The 15,403-nt window shown below is 58.8% G+C and carries 19 protein-coding genes; all 19 read right to left on the reverse strand.

What is annotated here, in order from left to right:
* Positions 1-22 precede the first annotated feature (22 nt).
* The gene (gene fliR, locus ACFFT4_RS01255; RefSeq protein ID WP_378044414.1) at positions 23-802 is read right to left on the reverse strand and encodes a flagellar biosynthetic protein FliR; all 780 of its coding nucleotides are present in this window, start codon (positions 800-802) and stop codon (positions 23-25) included.
* Between the two features lie 6 nt (positions 803-808).
* Entirely contained in the window at positions 809-1,078 is a 270-nt protein-coding gene (gene fliQ, locus ACFFT4_RS01260; protein ID WP_378044416.1) for a flagellar biosynthesis protein FliQ, read from the reverse strand.
* Positions 1,079-1,107: 29 nt separating this feature from the next.
* The gene (gene fliP, locus ACFFT4_RS01265; RefSeq protein WP_378044418.1) at positions 1,108-1,854 is read right to left on the reverse strand and encodes a flagellar type III secretion system pore protein FliP; all 747 of its coding nucleotides are present in this window, start codon (positions 1,852-1,854) and stop codon (positions 1,108-1,110) included.
* Entirely contained in the window at positions 1,851-2,396 is a 546-nt protein-coding gene (locus ACFFT4_RS01270; RefSeq protein WP_378044536.1) for a flagellar biosynthetic protein FliO, read from the reverse strand. The genes fliP and ACFFT4_RS01270 overlap by 4 nt, the downstream gene beginning before the upstream one ends.
* A 27-nt stretch (positions 2,397-2,423) precedes the next feature.
* The gene (locus ACFFT4_RS01275) at positions 2,424-2,786 is read right to left on the reverse strand and encodes a response regulator (protein ID WP_094043389.1); all 363 of its coding nucleotides are present in this window, start codon (positions 2,784-2,786) and stop codon (positions 2,424-2,426) included.
* Positions 2,787-2,807: 21 nt separating this feature from the next.
* On the reverse strand, positions 2,808-4,058 hold the full coding sequence (gene fliY, locus ACFFT4_RS01280; RefSeq protein WP_378044419.1) for a flagellar motor switch phosphatase FliY: 1,251 nt from the start codon (positions 4,056-4,058) through the stop codon (positions 2,808-2,810).
* On the reverse strand, positions 4,048-5,049 hold the full coding sequence (gene fliM, locus ACFFT4_RS01285) for a flagellar motor switch protein FliM (RefSeq protein ID WP_378044420.1): 1,002 nt from the start codon (positions 5,047-5,049) through the stop codon (positions 4,048-4,050). The genes fliY and fliM overlap by 11 nt, the downstream gene beginning before the upstream one ends.
* A gap of 82 nt (positions 5,050-5,131) precedes the next feature.
* Positions 5,132-5,611, reverse strand: a complete 480-nt coding sequence (locus tag ACFFT4_RS01290; protein WP_378044421.1) for a flagellar basal body-associated FliL family protein — start codon at positions 5,609-5,611, stop codon at positions 5,132-5,134.
* Entirely contained in the window at positions 5,608-5,841 is a 234-nt protein-coding gene (locus ACFFT4_RS01295; RefSeq protein WP_378044422.1) for a flagellar FlbD family protein, read from the reverse strand. Before ACFFT4_RS01295 ends, ACFFT4_RS01290 begins: the two co-directional genes overlap by 4 nt.
* 61 nt (positions 5,842-5,902) lie before the next feature.
* Positions 5,903-6,724: a flagellar basal body rod protein FlgG gene (gene flgG, locus ACFFT4_RS01300; protein WP_378044423.1), complete on the reverse strand. Its 822-nt coding sequence runs from the start codon at positions 6,722-6,724 to the stop codon at positions 5,903-5,905.
* An 88-nt stretch (positions 6,725-6,812) separates the two neighbouring features.
* A complete protein-coding gene (locus tag ACFFT4_RS01305; RefSeq protein WP_378044425.1) occupies positions 6,813-7,202 on the reverse strand; it encodes a TIGR02530 family flagellar biosynthesis protein in 390 nt (129 codons plus the stop codon).
* Complete coding sequence (locus ACFFT4_RS01310) at positions 7,195-7,710, reverse strand: flagellar hook capping FlgD N-terminal domain-containing protein (protein WP_378044427.1); 516 nt, start codon at positions 7,708-7,710, stop codon at positions 7,195-7,197. The genes ACFFT4_RS01305 and ACFFT4_RS01310 overlap by 8 nt, the downstream gene beginning before the upstream one ends.
* 26 nt (positions 7,711-7,736) lie before the next feature.
* The gene (locus tag ACFFT4_RS01315; protein WP_378044428.1) at positions 7,737-9,170 is read right to left on the reverse strand and encodes a flagellar hook-length control protein FliK; all 1,434 of its coding nucleotides are present in this window, start codon (positions 9,168-9,170) and stop codon (positions 7,737-7,739) included.
* Positions 9,171-9,227: 57 nt separating this feature from the next.
* Positions 9,228-10,139 (reverse strand): MotE family protein, encoded by a 912-nt coding sequence (locus ACFFT4_RS01320; protein WP_378044429.1) that lies wholly within the window; start codon positions 10,137-10,139, stop codon positions 9,228-9,230.
* Between the two features lie 42 nt (positions 10,140-10,181).
* Positions 10,182-10,625 carry a flagellar export protein FliJ gene (gene fliJ, locus ACFFT4_RS01325; RefSeq protein ID WP_378044430.1) on the reverse strand — a complete coding sequence of 148 codons (444 nt, stop codon included), beginning with the start codon at positions 10,623-10,625 and terminating at the stop codon, positions 10,182-10,184.
* A 12-nt stretch (positions 10,626-10,637) separates the two neighbouring features.
* Positions 10,638-11,957, reverse strand: coding sequence for a flagellar protein export ATPase FliI (gene fliI, locus ACFFT4_RS01330; protein WP_378044432.1), 1,320 nt, complete (start codon positions 11,955-11,957; stop codon positions 10,638-10,640).
* Complete coding sequence (gene fliH / locus ACFFT4_RS01335) at positions 11,944-12,786, reverse strand: flagellar assembly protein FliH (RefSeq protein WP_378044434.1); 843 nt, start codon at positions 12,784-12,786, stop codon at positions 11,944-11,946. Before fliH ends, fliI begins: the two co-directional genes overlap by 14 nt.
* The gene (gene fliG / locus ACFFT4_RS01340; protein ID WP_378044435.1) at positions 12,779-13,789 is read right to left on the reverse strand and encodes a flagellar motor switch protein FliG; all 1,011 of its coding nucleotides are present in this window, start codon (positions 13,787-13,789) and stop codon (positions 12,779-12,781) included. Before fliG ends, fliH begins: the two co-directional genes overlap by 8 nt.
* An 11-nt stretch (positions 13,790-13,800) precedes the next feature.
* Positions 13,801-15,369, reverse strand: coding sequence for a flagellar basal-body MS-ring/collar protein FliF (fliF, locus tag ACFFT4_RS01345; protein ID WP_378044436.1), 1,569 nt, complete (start codon positions 15,367-15,369; stop codon positions 13,801-13,803).
* Between the last annotated feature and the right edge of the window lie 34 nt (positions 15,370-15,403).

A 15,403-nucleotide genomic window follows, 5' to 3' on the forward strand; every position in this document is an offset into this window, starting at 1 on the left:
ATTGCGCGCCATCGAGGCTAAGCTAAGCTTTCAAAATCGTAAACAAATGCTCAAGCGCCTGGAACATCCGGTCGAAAATAATCTGGAACAACGAGCCGAAGCCGGGAATCAGCAGAATGAGCAGCGCCAGGCCGATCAAAATTTTCAGCGGCAGACCGATGACGAAGACGTTGTACTGCGGAGCCGCGCGGGCCAGCAAAGCCAGTCCGAAGTCGGTCAGAAACATCGCCACGACGATCGGCGCGGAAATCTGCAGCGCCAGCAGAAACGTATCCGCGAACGTCCGGGTCAGAAACTCCGTAACGCTGCCGCCGTAATACGTCTGAAACAGATTGTTGTCCATCGGCAGCCACTTGTAGCTGTCCATTATGGCCGCAAGCAAGTAATGATGGCCGTTGATGGAGAGAAACACGAGAATCAGCAGCATAAACTTCATGTTGCCGAGAATCGGAGCGGATATGCCGGTCATCGGGTCCACGATGTTGGCCATCGCCAAACCCATCTGCATATCCATGAGCCCCCCCGCCGTCTGGACGATTGTAAAAAACATGTACGCCATAAAACCGAGCAGCAGGCCCGCGAACACTTCGCGCATAACGGCCAAAATATAAGTCGCGTCCGCCGTCACCTTCGTATCGAACCCGACGTTCAGGAAGACGATCAGGGAGAGGAAGAAGCCCAATCCGATCTTGACCGTTGCCGGGAAATTGCGGGACGAGAAAAACGGTGCGACTACAAAAAAAGCTGTAATTCGACAAAAAACAAGCAGAAAGGCAGGGAAGACCTGCATGAGGATGTTCATATCAAGTCACCCGATATACTTTTCCAAATTTCCTAGCAGCCGCGCCGTGAAGTCGACCATAACATTCAAGATCCACGGTCCGAAAATCAACAGGGCGAGGAAAACGGCGATAATCTTGGGGACGAAAGCAAGCGTCTGCTCCTGAATCTGCGTCGTCGCCTGGAAGATGCTGACGCTGAGACCGACGACAAGCGCGATGATCAGCATCGGCGCGCTTACTTTCAATACGGTAAACAGCGCCTGGCCGGCAAGGCCGATAATAAACTCGGATGTCATGGACTCCCCCCTCGCATTCCGTGCTCCGACTATGGACTAAAGCTGGTCAACAACGACTTCACGACAAGATACCAGCCGTCGACAAGCACGAAGAGCAGAATCTTGAAAGGCAACGAGATCATAACCGGCGGAAGCATCATCATCCCCATCGCCATCAGCGTGCTGGCGACAACCATATCGATTACGAGAAACGGAATAAAAATCATAAAGCCCATCTGGAACGCCGTTTTTAATTCGCTAATGGCGTAAGCCGGAACGAGAACGGTAATCGGGATGTCTTGGAAGGTGGCCGGCTTTTCGGTTTTCGTGTACTTCATGAACAGGAGCAAATCCTTCTCCCGCGTATGCTTGTACATGAACTCCTTCATCGGCACGGAAGCTTGCTCCAAGGCGTCCGTCTGGCTGATCTCCCCGGCCAAGTACGGCTTAAGCGCCGTTTCGTTCACTTGCGAGAACGTCGGTGCCATGACGAACAGCGTCATGAACAGCGCCAGTCCGATCAATACCTGGTTCGGCGGCATCTGCTGCGTGCCCAGCGAGGTGCGAACGAAGCCGAGCACGATGACGATTCTTGTGAAGCTCGTCATCAGCACGAGGATGGCCGGAGCCAGGCTCAGCACGGTAATCAACAGCAGCAGGGACAATGCGGACGCGCCGACCGGCTCGGAGCCGTCGCCCAGCGTCACCCCGATAATGGGGTCGGCGTAGACCGACGCCTGGGACCCGAACAGCAAAGCTTGCAACGTCAGGAAACTATATAAGATTTTTTTTCTCATCGCTCATCTGTCCGATCTTCAGAACGGTTATCCTCCAGCAGTTGCTCCGCCTGCTGCCTTCTTTCGGACAGCTGGCGAAGCCGGGTTTCCAACGACTTCTCGAAGCTGGAGTCGGAGCCGACGGGCCGCGAGGAGAGGTCCTCGCTCCGCGAGCCGCCGCGCTCGGTCCATTTGCGAAGCCATTCCGGCAGCGCCGGCCCCGTATGGGCCATTCCGGCTTCGTGCTCGGCCAGCAAGGCATCGACGATTTCCGGGTCGGTGATCGATTCCAGCAGCGTAATGTCGTCTCCGATCCCGAGCACGTAAATGCGCCCGTTCCACTCCACGATCTGCATCGACTTATTCGTGCCGAGCGGGAATCCCCCGAGCGAGCGCAGCGAGCGGTTCATCCCCCAGCCGCGATTGCGTTTCGCCAGGAATCGCAGCACGAACACGATCAAGCCGATAATCAGTCCGAGGACAACGAGCACCCGGATCAAATCCCAAACCGAGCCCAACGACGACGTATCCGGCAATTCATCGGCAAGCCCGTATATTCGCATCACTGTTTTAAAGCTCCCGACTTCGGCTTAGCCGAGCGTTTTTTTGATCGCTTCGATGACGCGGTCCGCCTGGAACGGCTTGACGATAAAATCCTTCGCGCCGGCTTGAATCGCGTCGATGACCATCGCTTGCTGCCCCATGGCCGAGCACATAATCACCTTCGCGTTGGAATCGAGCTTGCGGATCTCCTTAAGCGCCGCGATACCGTCCATCTCGGGCATCGTAATATCCATCGTGATCAGGTCCGGGTTCAAATCTTTGTACTTCTCGATCGCTTGCGCGCCGTCCTGGGCCTCGCCTACGACCTCGTACCCGTTTTTCGTTAAAATATCGCGGATCATCATGCGCATGAATGCTGCGTCGTCAACGATGAGAATGCGGTTTGCCATTTCTGTTTCCTCCCGATTAGCTTATTGGATTTTTTGGACGCGGTCCCATTGACTGACGATATCGGTAACGCGCACTCCGAAGTTTTCGTCGATGACAACGACCTCGCCTTTGGCGATCAATTTGTTGTTAACCAAGATGTCGACGGGTTCGCCGGCCAGCTTGTCCAGCTCGATAATCGAGCCTTGGGACAGTTCCAAAATATCCTTAATCTGCTTCTTCGTGCGCCCCAGCTCAACCGTTACCTTCAGCGGGATGTCGAGCAGCAGATTAAGATTCGTTTCGTCCGCCTGCGTATATCCGGGCCCCTGGAAGTTGGCGAATTGAACCGGGTTGACGTTCACGTTCCGGTTCATGCCGCCCCCTCCTCCAAGCGTCTGCGGATAACCCGGCTGCGGCGCTCCGTAACCCGGCGGCACGGCGGCCATCGGCGGCGCCTGATGCGTCGGCGGAGGCGTCTGCGCCGGGGGCGCCGCGTATTGCGGCTGAGCGGGCGGCGCCGGTTGGGCCGCGGGCTGAGGAGCCGGCGCGGCCGCGGGCTGCGGCGCGGGCTCGGAAACGCCGCCCATCAAGGAGCTGACGAGTTCCTTGGCGAACGGCACCGTAAGCAGCTGCATAATCGAAGAATCGATCAGATCGCCGATTTTCAACCGGAAGGAAATTTTGACGAAAACGTCCTCCTGCGGCAAATTGGCGGTGCCCGAATTGTTCTTCACGTCCATAATGTCGATGCCCGGAGGAGAAATGTTGACCATCCGGTTAAAGATCGTCGACATCGACGTCGCGGACGAGCCCATCATCTGGTTCATCGCTTCCTGAACGGCGCTGATATGGATTTCATTCAGCTCCCCCGTCGTCACGTTGCCCTCGCCGCCCAGCATCAAATCGGCGATCACCTGCGCGTCGTGGGATTTGATGACCAAGGAGTTGATGCCTTCGATGCCTTCGAAGCCTTCGACGTAGCTGACGTGAACGGCGACGTGCGGCTTTGGAAATTCCGCCTCGAACTGGTCCCTGGCGATTGCGGACACGGTAGGCGTCGTGATGTCGACCTTCTTGCCGAGCAAGGTCGAGAGCGCCGTCGCCGCGCTTCCGAACGTAATGTTGCCGATCTCGCCAAGGGCGTCCTGCTCGAGCGGAGTCAGATAATCGTCGATCGAATCGCCGCCGGTCGCTTGCGAAGCGTCCGGCGCCGGAGCGTCGTCTCCCCCGCCGGACGACTGGTTCAGCAGGGCGTCGATTTCCTCCTGGGATAAGTAATCTTTACTCGTCATTGATTTCATCTACTCCTTCGCTGACGATCTCTTGAATCTGAATCGCCATTTTGTCTCGCAGCGTACCCGGACTCGCGATAAACTTCACGTTATCCCCGACCTTGATTTCCAGACCGTCCGTCGTCTGCCGCTTCAAGGAAATGACGTCCCCGACCGCCAAGTTCAGAAACTCCTGCACGGAAATATACGAAGAGCCGAGCTCGGCGATAATCGGCAGCATCGCTTTCTGCACCCGCTGCTCGAGAATATGCTGCTCCTCGGGCGCCCGCGTCTTCTTCTGCGACACGAACCAGTGGTGAACCGACAGCCTGGGCATAATCGGCTCGATGACGACATGCGGGATACACAGGTTGATCATCCCCGTCGTCTCCCCGATTTTCGTGCTGAGCGAGATCAGAGCGATCGTCTCGTTGGGAGACACGATCTGCATAAACTGCGGGTTCGTCTCCAGCGCTTCGAGGCGCGGCTGCGTGTCGATAATCGTTCTCCACGCTTCCTGAAGGCTGTCGAGCGCGCGGCTGAATATCTTCTCCATAATGATCGTTTCAATTTCCGTCAAGCTGCCGATCTTGCTCGGAGCGCTGCCGCCGCCCCCCAGCAGCCTGTCCAGCATCGCGAAAGCGACGTTGGGATGTACCTCCAGAACCATGCGGCCTTCGAGCGGCTCCGCCTCGAAGATGTTCAGAATCGTCATCTTGGGGATGGAGCGGATGAATTCGTCGTAAGGCAGCTGCTCGACTTGAACGACGCTGATCTGGACGAACGTTCGAAGCTGAGCCGAGAAATAAGTCGTTAAATATCTTGCAAAGTTCTCGTGAATCCGCGTCAAGCTGCGAATGTGGTCCTTGGAGAAACGGGTTGCGCGCTTGAAATCGTAAGCGCGAACCTTTTTCTGCGTATCCTCTTTTTTGAGTTCTTCCGCATCCATCTCGCCGGACGACAGCGCCGCGAGCAGCGCGTCTATCTCATTCTGCGACAGTACATCTACCAAATCTCTCACCCCTTTCTCGAGCCTCGGCCGAACTGGCGCTCGAACCGCCGGTCTCCCTGTCGTTCCGGACTTCTTCTATATATTAGATAGGAGTCATAATAAATCCTTTGATTCCGACTTTAAGCAGCTTGCCTTCGGTCATGACGCCGTTGATCGAGTTGATCAGCCCCGCGGCCAGCTGGTCCTTTCCTTTCGTCCCGCTCATCTCCTCCGGAGTCATTACCCAGAGCGCGCGATTGACGATCGGCTTGATTTCGTTTTCCTTGATCTTGTCGAATTCGTCCTTCGCCTTCTCGGTGTCGAACTGGAACGAGAGGCTGACTTTGACCACGTAATCCGTGTCCGCAAGATTGGTGCTGATATCAATTAATTCGGATGTGACCTTTACCATTTCATCCGCAGATATGGGCTCCAGCTGCACGTTCTCGGCCACTTCCTTCGCGGCTTGATCGGGATCCTTCTTCTTGTCCCCGAACAGATTGTTCCAGAAGTAGAACGTGACAACGACAATCAACGTAATCGCCAATAATAGCGAAACGAGCCATGGCAACAATTTTCTCATGACGTAGCTCCCTCCGATTGCGGGTCCGCGGGACTGGTAACCGCCGCCAACACGCCGATACTGCGCAAGTAATGCCGGATCGCCCGGATTACATCCGAAGAATTTTCGATCACTATAAACTTTCTTCCTGTCGTAAGCGTAATGATCGTATCCGGCGTCTCTTCCACCGTCTCGACCAGCAAAGCGTTGAGATGCAGCTTCGTGCCGTTCAGGCGCGTCACTTGAATCATAACTGGGCCTCCCCCAGACTGTCGGGGGAAGAGCCTCGGCCCTTCCCCGACAGGAGATCAATTACCGTTTCAGGTTTACGACTTCTTGCAGAATTTCGTCGGACGTCGTAATGATTCTCGAGTTCGATTGGAAGCCGCGCTGCGCGACGATCATTTCCGTGAACTCGTTCGTCAAGTCGACGTTGGACATTTCCAGCTGGCCGGAGATGATTGAGCCGGAGCCAGCTTCCGCGTCGGCAGCCAGTCCGACGACCAGTTCCCCATCGAGATTGGCGTTCGGCGTCATCCGGTACAGATTGCCTCCGACTTTCTCGAGTCCGCCCGGATTCGCAACCATGGCCACTCCGATGAAAGTCCCCGTCGGCGTTGCCAATCCGTCCGCTCCGATCGCAATGATCTCGCCGGTCTGCGAGATCGAGAACGCAGTCACTTCGGCGTCCAATTGAATCGGACCGCCGTCTTCCGCCGACATGACGAACATGCCGTCGGCATTAACGAGCTGCCTGTTGGCGTCGAGATCGAAGTTGCCGGCACGGGTCAAATATTGCGTCTCTCCCCCGTCCGGGCTGACGACGAAAAATCCGTCGCCGTCGATGCGCAGGTCGGTCGGCTTGCTTGTCGTCATCGCGCTGCCCGGCGTGTGCAGCGTGTCAATCGCGGCGATCGTGACGCCCAGACCGACTTGCTTGGCGTTGATGCCGCCTTGCTCGCCCTCTACCGATGCGGTCACGCCCGACATCGATTGGCTCAGAATGTCCTTGAACATGACGCGGCCCGCTTTGAAGCCGACCGTGTTTACGTTGGCGATGTTGTTGCCGATTACGTCAAGCTTCGTCTGAAAACCTCTCATTCCGGATACGCCGGAATACATAGAACGCAACATGTAATGCCTACCTCCATTAAGGTGGATTTAGCCGCTTCAATCGGTCGGCGGCTTTGGGCTCCCTTTGCAGGACCGGCCCGATGGTTCATTAGCTGACGACAACGGCGCTGTCGATTTGCGTGAAAATATGCTCTTTCATCGAAGGGCCGTCCATTGCGGTAACGACGGTCCGGTTCGGCACGCTGACGATCATGGCGATGTCCTGGAACAATACCAGGGAATCTTTGGCCCCCTTGGCCGCTGCCTGATCGACGGCGCTCGCGATTCGTTCGAGCTGCTCCGGCTGCAAGCGAATGCCTCGCTGCTGCAAGCGCTGTTCGGCGTGATGGCTGAACTTCAGCTGCTGCTGCTGATCGAGCAGTTCCTTAAAAGATACGCCTTCGGAGCGAACCTCCCTGTTGCGATCCGCAGGCCGCTGGCCTTGAATCGGCCCCGTGCGCCCCGGTGTCAAATGCAGGGCGAGCATCGGGTTATTCATCTCCCGTCACCTCCGGCTCGGGCTGTTCCCCGCCGGCTTCAGGCTGCTCTCCGCCGTTCTCGGGCTCCCCGGAAGGTTCGGAGATGGAAATCACTTTGTCGATCGGGACCGCAAGATCGCCGACCTGCGCGTACTGCACGCCGCCCGTCCAGAGGATCGAGCTTACCGTGCCTCTCTGCACGACGCCTTCTTTGCCTGCTTCGACATTGTCCGCGTACCATTCGATCTGCTTGCCGATGAGCCCCGTCGCCATGCCCGCCGATTGCTTCAGCGCGGTAATTTCCTTGGTCATGTTCATCATCTGCTCCAAGGAGGAGAACTGCGCCATCTGGGCGATAAACTCCTTGTCCTGCATCGGCTGCATCGGATCCTGATAGCGAAGCTGCGTCACCAGAATTTGCAGAAATTCGTCCTTGCCTAACTCCTTGACCGGTTCTCTGGCCGCCGCTTGGACGTTCTGGGCGGAATAATACGGCCAAATATTTTTCGTGCCGACACTGTCAGCCACATCGCTCACCTCCTCATGCTGCGACGTTAAGCCGTTACGTTGATCGAGCTGCCGTAACCGGCCTCCTTAAGCGAAGAATTGCGTTCCAGTTCGGCCGCGAATACGGCGGATTCCTCGTTGCCGTCGTCCCCGCCTCGCCCGCCGGAGCCTCCGTCTTTGCCGGAGTTCGAATTGCGGTGCTCCTGATGCTGGAACGCCGCTTCGCCGGAAGCGGAAGACTGTTGAACGACCTCAAGCCGTTCTACCTGCAGCCCTTGACCGTGCAGGGAAGCTCTGAGCTGCGCCATCTGATTTTCCAGCAGCTCCTTGGCCGCCGGATTGTCCGCGACGAACTGCGCGGTCAGCACGCCGTTGTTCATCACGATGCGGATGTCCACCTGCCCGAGATGCTGCGGGGTCAGCGTAAGCTTGGCTTCGGAGATGCCGTTGCCTTGCGTCAGTTGGAACTGCTTGACCAGGTACCTGCCCATCTGTTCGGCGAATTGCTGAACGGGAACCGGGTTCGGCACCGGTACCGGAGCTTTGGCCGCCGCGGTTTCGGCGGTCGTCAAGCGATCGTTTTGCTGCAGCGTCCAGATCGGCCTCGTGTCCGAAGCTTCCGTCCGCTCCGCCGTTTCGACCGTCGCCGCAGCCGTCCGGGCGCCTGTCTGCGCGTTGTCGTCGGTGTCTGCCGCCATTTGGAAGCGCCATACCGGATCGCGCAGCGCCTGCGCAGGCTTCCGCGCTTCTTGAGCCGCGCCGGCCTGGGACGAGGCCTCCTTGACGACAGCCGCTTCGGCTGCCGGAACGCCATCCGCCTTGCCCGCCGCTTTGGCGCGTTCGGTTTCTCCCGTCTTCGCTTCGTTCTTCGCCGCGGATGCTGCCGCGATCGCCGTCAAAGTGTCCAATGCCGCTTTGACTTGAGCGCCGATGGCAGGCATCTGCTCCTGCGCGTCCTTCCCGGCTGCGACGGCGTCGGCCAATTGCTTCGCGACATCGCGCAGCGCCTGGACGATCGGCTTGGACAGCGGCGTATTCAGCGCAACGTCGACCGTCTGTCCGGCGTCGGAAGTTGCCGTAAGCGCCGTATCCGCCGAAGGTTGGGCCGTGCGAAGCTGCTCGAGCAAGCTTTGCAGCATCACGAGCATCGCCGCCAGCTGCTCCTGTGTTTCGGGAGCCGGCTCGCCGTCCGCTTGATCCAACTGATCCAGTTGATCGATCAGGCTCGACAGCATCGCAAGCAAATCCTGCGCTTCTCCGCCTTCCTCCAGCGCCGCGACGGCCCCGAGCAATCCGGACAAGCCGACGGGAAGAGACAATCCGCCGCCGTTCGTCTGCGCCGGAGATCCGCCTCCGTCGATCGCCTGCACGAGCGCGCCCGCGAATCCGCTGCCGCCTTCCGCCGTTCCCTGGGAACCGCCCGCGGCCGTCGCCAACGCTTTGGCCGCCGTGGAAGGCGCGGTTGAAATCATCATGTTCATCTTGTTTTCACCTCCTTTCCCAATTTCCGAAATATCGGATTTCCCAATGTCGAAGCGTTACGGATTAGCCGGCATCAGCTTGCCGACCAGGTTCGCGGCCGCCTTCTTGTCCAAGGCGGACAATTCGTTCAACACCTTGGCGCGAGCATCGTTGTCCAAGGCGTCCAGAATGCGCAGCGCCTTGCTCTGGGCAGACGTCGACATCTGCAGCAGCAGCTCGGCCGCCTTCTTCGGCTCCATGCTGGAGAAGGTGCGGTTCAGCTCCGCCGTATCCAGCGCCGCGGACGTATCCGCCGGACTGTTCTCGAGCTCCTTGATCCGCGACTGCAGCGCCGCGATCTCGCGGTCGTCGACTGTGTCCGCGTCCTTCAGCTTGACGGTCACGTCGGCCGCTCTCTTCGGGGTCATGCGCTCCAGCACGCGCCCGCGTTCGGTATCCGACATTGCGCCCAGCACGAGAGCCGATTCCTCCAGCGTCATGCTTTCCAGAATCGGGGCCGCTTTGCTTGGAGTCATCTTTCCGTACATGGTCGCCAGATCCTTGATCCGGGAGGCGTAAGCTTCGCCCGTTATCGTGCGTTCCTCGCCCGCCTTCGTCAGATCGTCCAGCTGCAGTTGGAGTTCGTCGAGCTTTTTCTTCTGCTCGTCGTTAAGCGCCGTCGCCTGCTTCAGCGCCGTCTCCCGTTCGGCGAGCAGCGCGTTAAGCTCGTCGAGCTTCGCCTTGGCGTTGTTCACCGACAGGGATTCGTCCGTCTGCGTTCCCGGCGCCTGCGGGCTCTCCGGGTTCGGCAGAATCGAGCGAACGACCGGTATTTTGTTGCCGATCTCCAGCGCCGCGTTGCGCCAGTCCGCATTAAACATCAGCAGCAGCACGCCCAGCAGGACCGCAGTAAATAAAATCGGGGTAACAAAAAAGAGAAACCGCTCGAAGCCGCTGTAACTGCTCTTTTCCACATCTGCGCTCGCCACGAATTTCCCTCCTTTCTCCCGCGATCCGGCCGAGGGTCTCCGTTACCTGCGCGAGGAGGCCGCCCTTACGATCGCGATTTCGTCCAGTTCGTTTTGTTCCTTGGCCAGCCGGTCTTGCCTGAACCGCTCCAACGCGCGATCCCGCGCGTTCAGCCACACTTTCTCGTCCACCATCTTGTCCGTCAGTTGGCCCTGGCGCTTGCGCACCTGGTCTTCGGCGGAAAGAACGCCTTCGTGCTGCCTGCGGATTCTATCGTCCACGACTTGTATGTATCTTTCGGTCGCCAGCAGCTCGGTGAGAGGCGTCGGCCGCTTGGCGGTCGACAGCAGGTCCTCTTCGAGGCCGCGGCGCTCTTCGTGCAGCTTGCGCAGCCGTTCTTCCTCGGTTCTGAGCTTGCCGAGCGAAGCGGCGTATTCCCATTCGGCCATCGATTTCTCGCTGCCCTTCAGGTCCACGATCTTCTGCAAAGGATATCGGAATGCCATAGTCGCTTATCCTCATCTCCTGTAAAAATCGATTACGAGCCGCTCCTGCGCCTCCTGCAGCGTCACTTTCTCGTTCGTTCTCTGCTGCGTGTACGTCCGGATCAGATCGTAGTACTGAATGGCCTTGTCGATCTCGGCGTTGGAGCCGCGCTGGTAGGCCCCGATATTAATGAGGTCTTCGGAATCCCGGTAGACGGCCAGCAGCTTCTTGAGCTGCTCCGCGGCCCCCTGCTGCTCGTCGCTGACGATGTCCTTCATGACCCGGCTGACGCTCGACAGCACGTCGATGGCCGGGAAATGTCCTTTGTTCGCCAGATTGCGATGCAGCACGATATGCCCGTCCAGAATGCCGCGCACGGCGTCGGCGATCGGTTCGTTCATGTCGTCCCCGTCCACGAGGACGGTATAGAAAGCGGTAATCGAGCCGGTCGGTCCCGTTCCCGCGCGTTCCAGCAATTTGGGCAGCGCCGCGAATACGGACGGCGTATACCCTCTCGTTGCCGGCGGCTCCCCGATGGCCAGGCCGACTTCCCGCAGCGCCATCGCGTACCGGGTAACCGAGTCCATCATGAGCATCACGTTCATCCCGCGGTCGCGAAAATATTCGGCGATCGTCGTGGCGATCAGCGCGCCCTTCATCCGGATCAACGCCGGCTGGTCGGACGTCGCAACGATAACGACGGAACGGGCCAACCCTTCCGGCCCAAGGTCCTTCTCGACGAACTCCAGCACCTCGCGTCCGCGTTCGCCGATCAGCGCAATGACGTTGACGTCGGCGGACGTGTTCCTGGCGATCATGCCCAGCAGCGTGCTCTTCCCGACGCCCGAGCCGGCGAAGATGCCGATCCGCTGGCCTTGGCCGACGGTGAGCAGCCCGTCGATCGCCCGCACGCCGACGCCCAGAGGCGTTGTCACCCGCGGTCGATTAAGCGGATTGCCCGGGACGTTGTTCGTCGAATAGTGCGGCATGCGCACCGACAAGCGCGTTCCGTCGAGCGGCCTGCCCAGCCCGTCCAGCACTTTGCCGAGCAGCTCGGAGCCGACCTGCACCGTCAGCGGGTTGCCCGTCGCGACGACGTCGCAGCCCGGGCCGACCGAATGCAGCTCGCCGAGCGGCATGAGCAGCACCCGGTTGTCGCGGAAGCCGACGACCTCGGCGAGCACCGGCTTGCCGCCCTTCATCGGATGGATCGAGCAGACGTCGCCGATGCTGGCGTCCGGTCCCTCGGATTCCACCGTTAATCCGATGATCTGGATCACTTTGCCGTTCACCCGCACCGGATCCAGCTCGCGAAGCGTCTCCGTATAACGTCCGATCTCAGGAGGCGTCATGCGGTTCGCCCCCCTCGCCGCGATGGGCCGCGACTCTCAGCAGCTGCTCGCGGATCGCTTCGAGCTGCGTATCGACTCTCGCGTCGATGCTGCCGAACGCCGATCTGACGATGCATCCGCCTTCTTTGATCGAAGCGTCGGGCACGACCTGCAGCTCCGCCTGCGCGTCCAGCACGAGCGCCAGCTCGTCCTTCGCGGCCTGCACGTAAGCGAATTGGGAGGGCGACACGCACAGCACGATAACGCCTTGTTCCTTCCTTCGGGCCAGCGCCTTCTCGAACAGCTTCATCGACATCTCCGGCGCCTTCGACAGCTTGCGCTGCACAATCTTCTCCGCGATGGCGCAGCTCAGCTCCACGAGGAACGACTCGCCTTCGACGATGATCGCTTCCTTCGCCTGGTAGGCTTGGGCCACGATCGCCTCCGCTTCGCGAAGCCGCTCGTCGTATTGCCGTTTCAGCTGTTCCTCCGCCTCGTTCGCTCCGTTGCGGTAGCCTTCGTCGTAGCCTTGCCGGCTCGCCTCCTCGCGCGCGCGGTCGTCTTCCTCGCGGCGCGATTGCCACCACGCTTCCGCGTCCCGTTCGGCGGCCGCTTTCAGCTCCGCGGCGTCGGCCTTCGCCTGCCGTACGATCTCCTCGGCCGTATGCTCGGCATCGGCGATGATGCGTCCCTTTAACGTTTGTGTTTCGACATCGGGAGCTTGATTTCCTTCGCCATCCGTGTCGGAACCGGAAATATTTTGCGGAACGGGCGCGATTCTCTGAATCAATTCCAATCTCTTCAGATCGTCCAGCGATACGACATGCGAGGATTTGATGAGATTAGACAATAATATCGTCTCCTCCGCCGCGAGCGATAATGATCTCTCCGGCCTCTTCCAGTCTGCGGATCGTCGCTACGATGCGAGTCTGCGCCTCTTCCACGTCGCGCAGCCGCACCGGCCCCATGTATTCCATCTCTTCCTTGAACGTCTCGGCCATCCGCTTCGACATGTTCCGGAAAATCGATTCCCGCACTTCCTCGCTGGCGACCTTAAGCGCAAGCTGCAAATCCGCGTTCTCGATGTCCCGGATGATGCGCTGGATGGAACGGTTGTCCAGGTTGACGATGTCCTCGAACACGAACATCCGCTTCTTGATCTCCTCCGCCAGCTCCGGATCCTGGATTTCCAGGGAATCCAGAATCGTGCGTTCCGTGCCGCGGTCTACGCCGTTGAGGATTTGTACGATCGCCTCGATGCCTCCGGCGTTCGTGTAATCTTGCGTGACCGTGGAGCTGAGCTTCTGCTCCAACACCCGCTCGACCTGGGAGATGACGTCCGGCGACGTGCTGTCCATCAGCGCGATTCGTCTCGCGACCTCCGCCTGCTTCTCCTGCGGCAGGGACGAGAGCACCGCGGACGATTGATCCGGCTGCAAATAAGAGAGCACGAGCGCGATCGTCTGCGAATTCTCATTCTGGATGAAGTTCAGAATTTGCGAAGGCTCGGCCTTCCGCGCAAAATCGAACGGCCGAACCTGCAAGGTTGCGGTCAGGCGATTCAGAATGTCCATCGCCTTCTGCGAGCCTAGCGCCTTCTCCAAAATTTCCTTCGCGTAAGTAATGCCGCCTTGCGTTATGTACTCCTGCGCGATGCAGATTTGATGGAATTCGCCGAGAATTTGCTCCTTCTCCCCGGCGTCCACCTTGCGCACGTTGGCGATTTCGAGCGTCAGCTGCTCAATTTCGTCGTCGCGCAAGTGCTTGAACACTTGCGCGGATACTTCCGGTCCAAGGGTGATGAGCAGAATGGCCGCCTTCTGCCTCCCGGACAACTGAAAACCTTTCGCCACCGCTGCCACCTCTATTCATCCACCAGCCAAGTCCGGAGAAGATTGACGAATTCATCCGGCTTGCGCTTGGCTAAGCTTTCCAACTGCTTGCGCACCTGGCTCTCGTTCGTAATGTTGTCGATATCGATCGTCGGCATTTCCGCGCGCGGCAGCTCCGCGATCTCGGCCGCTTCCTGGGCGGCTTTGCGGCGACGGTAAATGTAATAGCCTCCGCCTCCGAGCAGCGCCAGCGCGAGCAAACCCGTCGCGGCCATCCAGTAGGTCGAGTTCGACACGCCGCCCGAAGCCGACGTCGTCCCCTCGAAGGATTGCGACAGAACCGACACCCGCTGCGCCAGAGCTTCGTCCGACAGCTCCAATCCGGACTCGGCCAGCAGCACTCTCACGTTCCCTACCAGCATCCCTTGAATCTCTTCCAGACGCTCGGGAGTCATATTTGCGGAATTTACTGCGACATTTATCGATAAGTCCTTCACTTTATAAGGTCCGTAGTCGATATTATTAGTAATGCGAGTCACATCGTAATTGATGAAGGTGGATACTTTCTCCGAAGAGGAGGAGCCCGTTCCGCCCGACGAAGGGTAGTTCGCGACATCCGTCTCGCCGGTGCCCGCGACTCCGCCGGATTGGCTGTCCTGGCCCTGATACGTTTCGCTGGATTCCTCGCGGCTGATCTCGATGCCCTTGTTGTCGTTGTCCGGCAGAGGCTGCACGATCTGCTCCTGCGAAGTCTTTTTGTCGAAGTTCAGGGAAGACACGACGCTCACAACCATGTTGTCCATGCCGACGATCGGATTCAGGAATTGCTGGATGTCCCTCTTCAGCGTATTCTCGAATTCGTTCTGGATCGCGAACTGCGTCTCGTAGAGCGCGCCGCCCGCTCCGGCGCCGCCGCCCAACTGGGTGGACGGAGTCAGATCGCCGGTGCTGCTGCTGATCGTGATGTCGTTAATGGCCAAGTTCGGCACGGCCGACTTGACGAGATTGTAATAGCTGTCGATCTCTTCCTGTTTCGGACGGAAGCCCGGCTTAAACGTAATGACGACGGCCGCGATCGCTTTCTCCTTGTCCGATTCGTTCAGGAACACCGAATCCTCGGGCAGCGTCACAATCGCTTTGACTTTCGAGATCCCTTGCTTGCTCATCAGCAATTGCTGAATTTCCCCATTAAGCGCATTGCGGAACTTGACGTTGAACTCCTGGTCGGTCGTCCCGATCGCCGACGATGATTTGCTGAGCTCCGGGAAGCCGATGGAGCCGTTCTGGACGAGCCCCTGGGAGCCGACGTCCACTTTGACCCTGGCCGCGGAAGCGCTCGGCACGTAGATGCTCGTCCCGGCATCGCTCAGCTTGTAGCTGATCCCGCTGCCGTCCAGGTATTCTATAATGGCGGCGGCGTCGGTGCTGTCCAGGTTCTGGAAAGCGATCTCGTATTCCGTCCTGCTGAATAGATAGGTCAGCAATATGATGGCAAAAAGCAACAAGGCCGCTGTTGAGGCGAGCACCCACTTTTGCGTCTTGCTGTACTGGTTCCAGAAACCGAGCAGCTTTTCTCGAACCCGTGCCCACTTCTCGTTCACGATTTCACCCCACCTGCGGTTAGAAGAACAGAGA

The organism is Cohnella cellulosilytica (assembly GCF_042431195.1).
Classification (GTDB): domain Bacteria; phylum Bacillota; class Bacilli; order Paenibacillales; family Paenibacillaceae; genus Cohnella; species Cohnella cellulosilytica.

Bases quoted from the DNA above. Each gene is read 5' to 3' on its own strand.
- fliR (WP_378044414.1), bottom strand. From the start codon at position 802: ATGAACATCCTCATGCAGGTCTTCCCTGCCTTTCTGCTTGTTTTTTGT.
- fliQ (WP_378044416.1), bottom strand. From the start codon at position 1,078: ATGACATCCGAGTTTATTATCGGCCTTGCCGGCCAGGCGCTGTTTACC.
- fliP (WP_378044418.1), bottom strand. From the start codon at position 1,854: ATGAGAAAAAAAATCTTATATAGTTTCCTGACGTTGCAAGCTTTGCTG.
- ACFFT4_RS01270 (WP_378044536.1), bottom strand. From the start codon at position 2,396: ATGCGAATATACGGGCTTGCCGATGAATTGCCGGATACGTCGTCGTTG.
- ACFFT4_RS01275 (WP_094043389.1), bottom strand. From the start codon at position 2,786: ATGGCAAACCGCATTCTCATCGTTGACGACGCAGCATTCATGCGCATG.
- fliY (WP_378044419.1), bottom strand. From the start codon at position 4,058: ATGACGAGTAAAGATTACTTATCCCAGGAGGAAATCGACGCCCTGCTG.
- ACFFT4_RS01290 (WP_378044421.1), bottom strand. From the start codon at position 5,611: ATGAGAAAATTGTTGCCATGGCTCGTTTCGCTATTATTGGCGATTACG.
- ACFFT4_RS01295 (WP_378044422.1), bottom strand. From the start codon at position 5,841: ATGATTCAAGTGACGCGCCTGAACGGCACGAAGCTGCATCTCAACGCT.
- flgG (WP_378044423.1), bottom strand. From the start codon at position 6,724: ATGTTGCGTTCTATGTATTCCGGCGTATCCGGAATGAGAGGTTTTCAG.
- ACFFT4_RS01305 (WP_378044425.1), bottom strand. From the start codon at position 7,202: ATGAATAACCCGATGCTCGCCCTGCATTTGACACCGGGGCGCACGGGG.
- ACFFT4_RS01315 (WP_378044428.1), bottom strand. From the start codon at position 9,170: ATGAACATGATGATTTCAACCGCGCCTTCCACGGCGGCCAAAGCGTTG.
- fliJ (WP_378044430.1), bottom strand. From the start codon at position 10,625: ATGGCATTCCGATATCCTTTGCAGAAGATCGTGGACCTGAAGGGCAGC.
- fliI (WP_378044432.1), bottom strand. From the start codon at position 11,957: ATGACGCCTCCTGAGATCGGACGTTATACGGAGACGCTTCGCGAGCTG.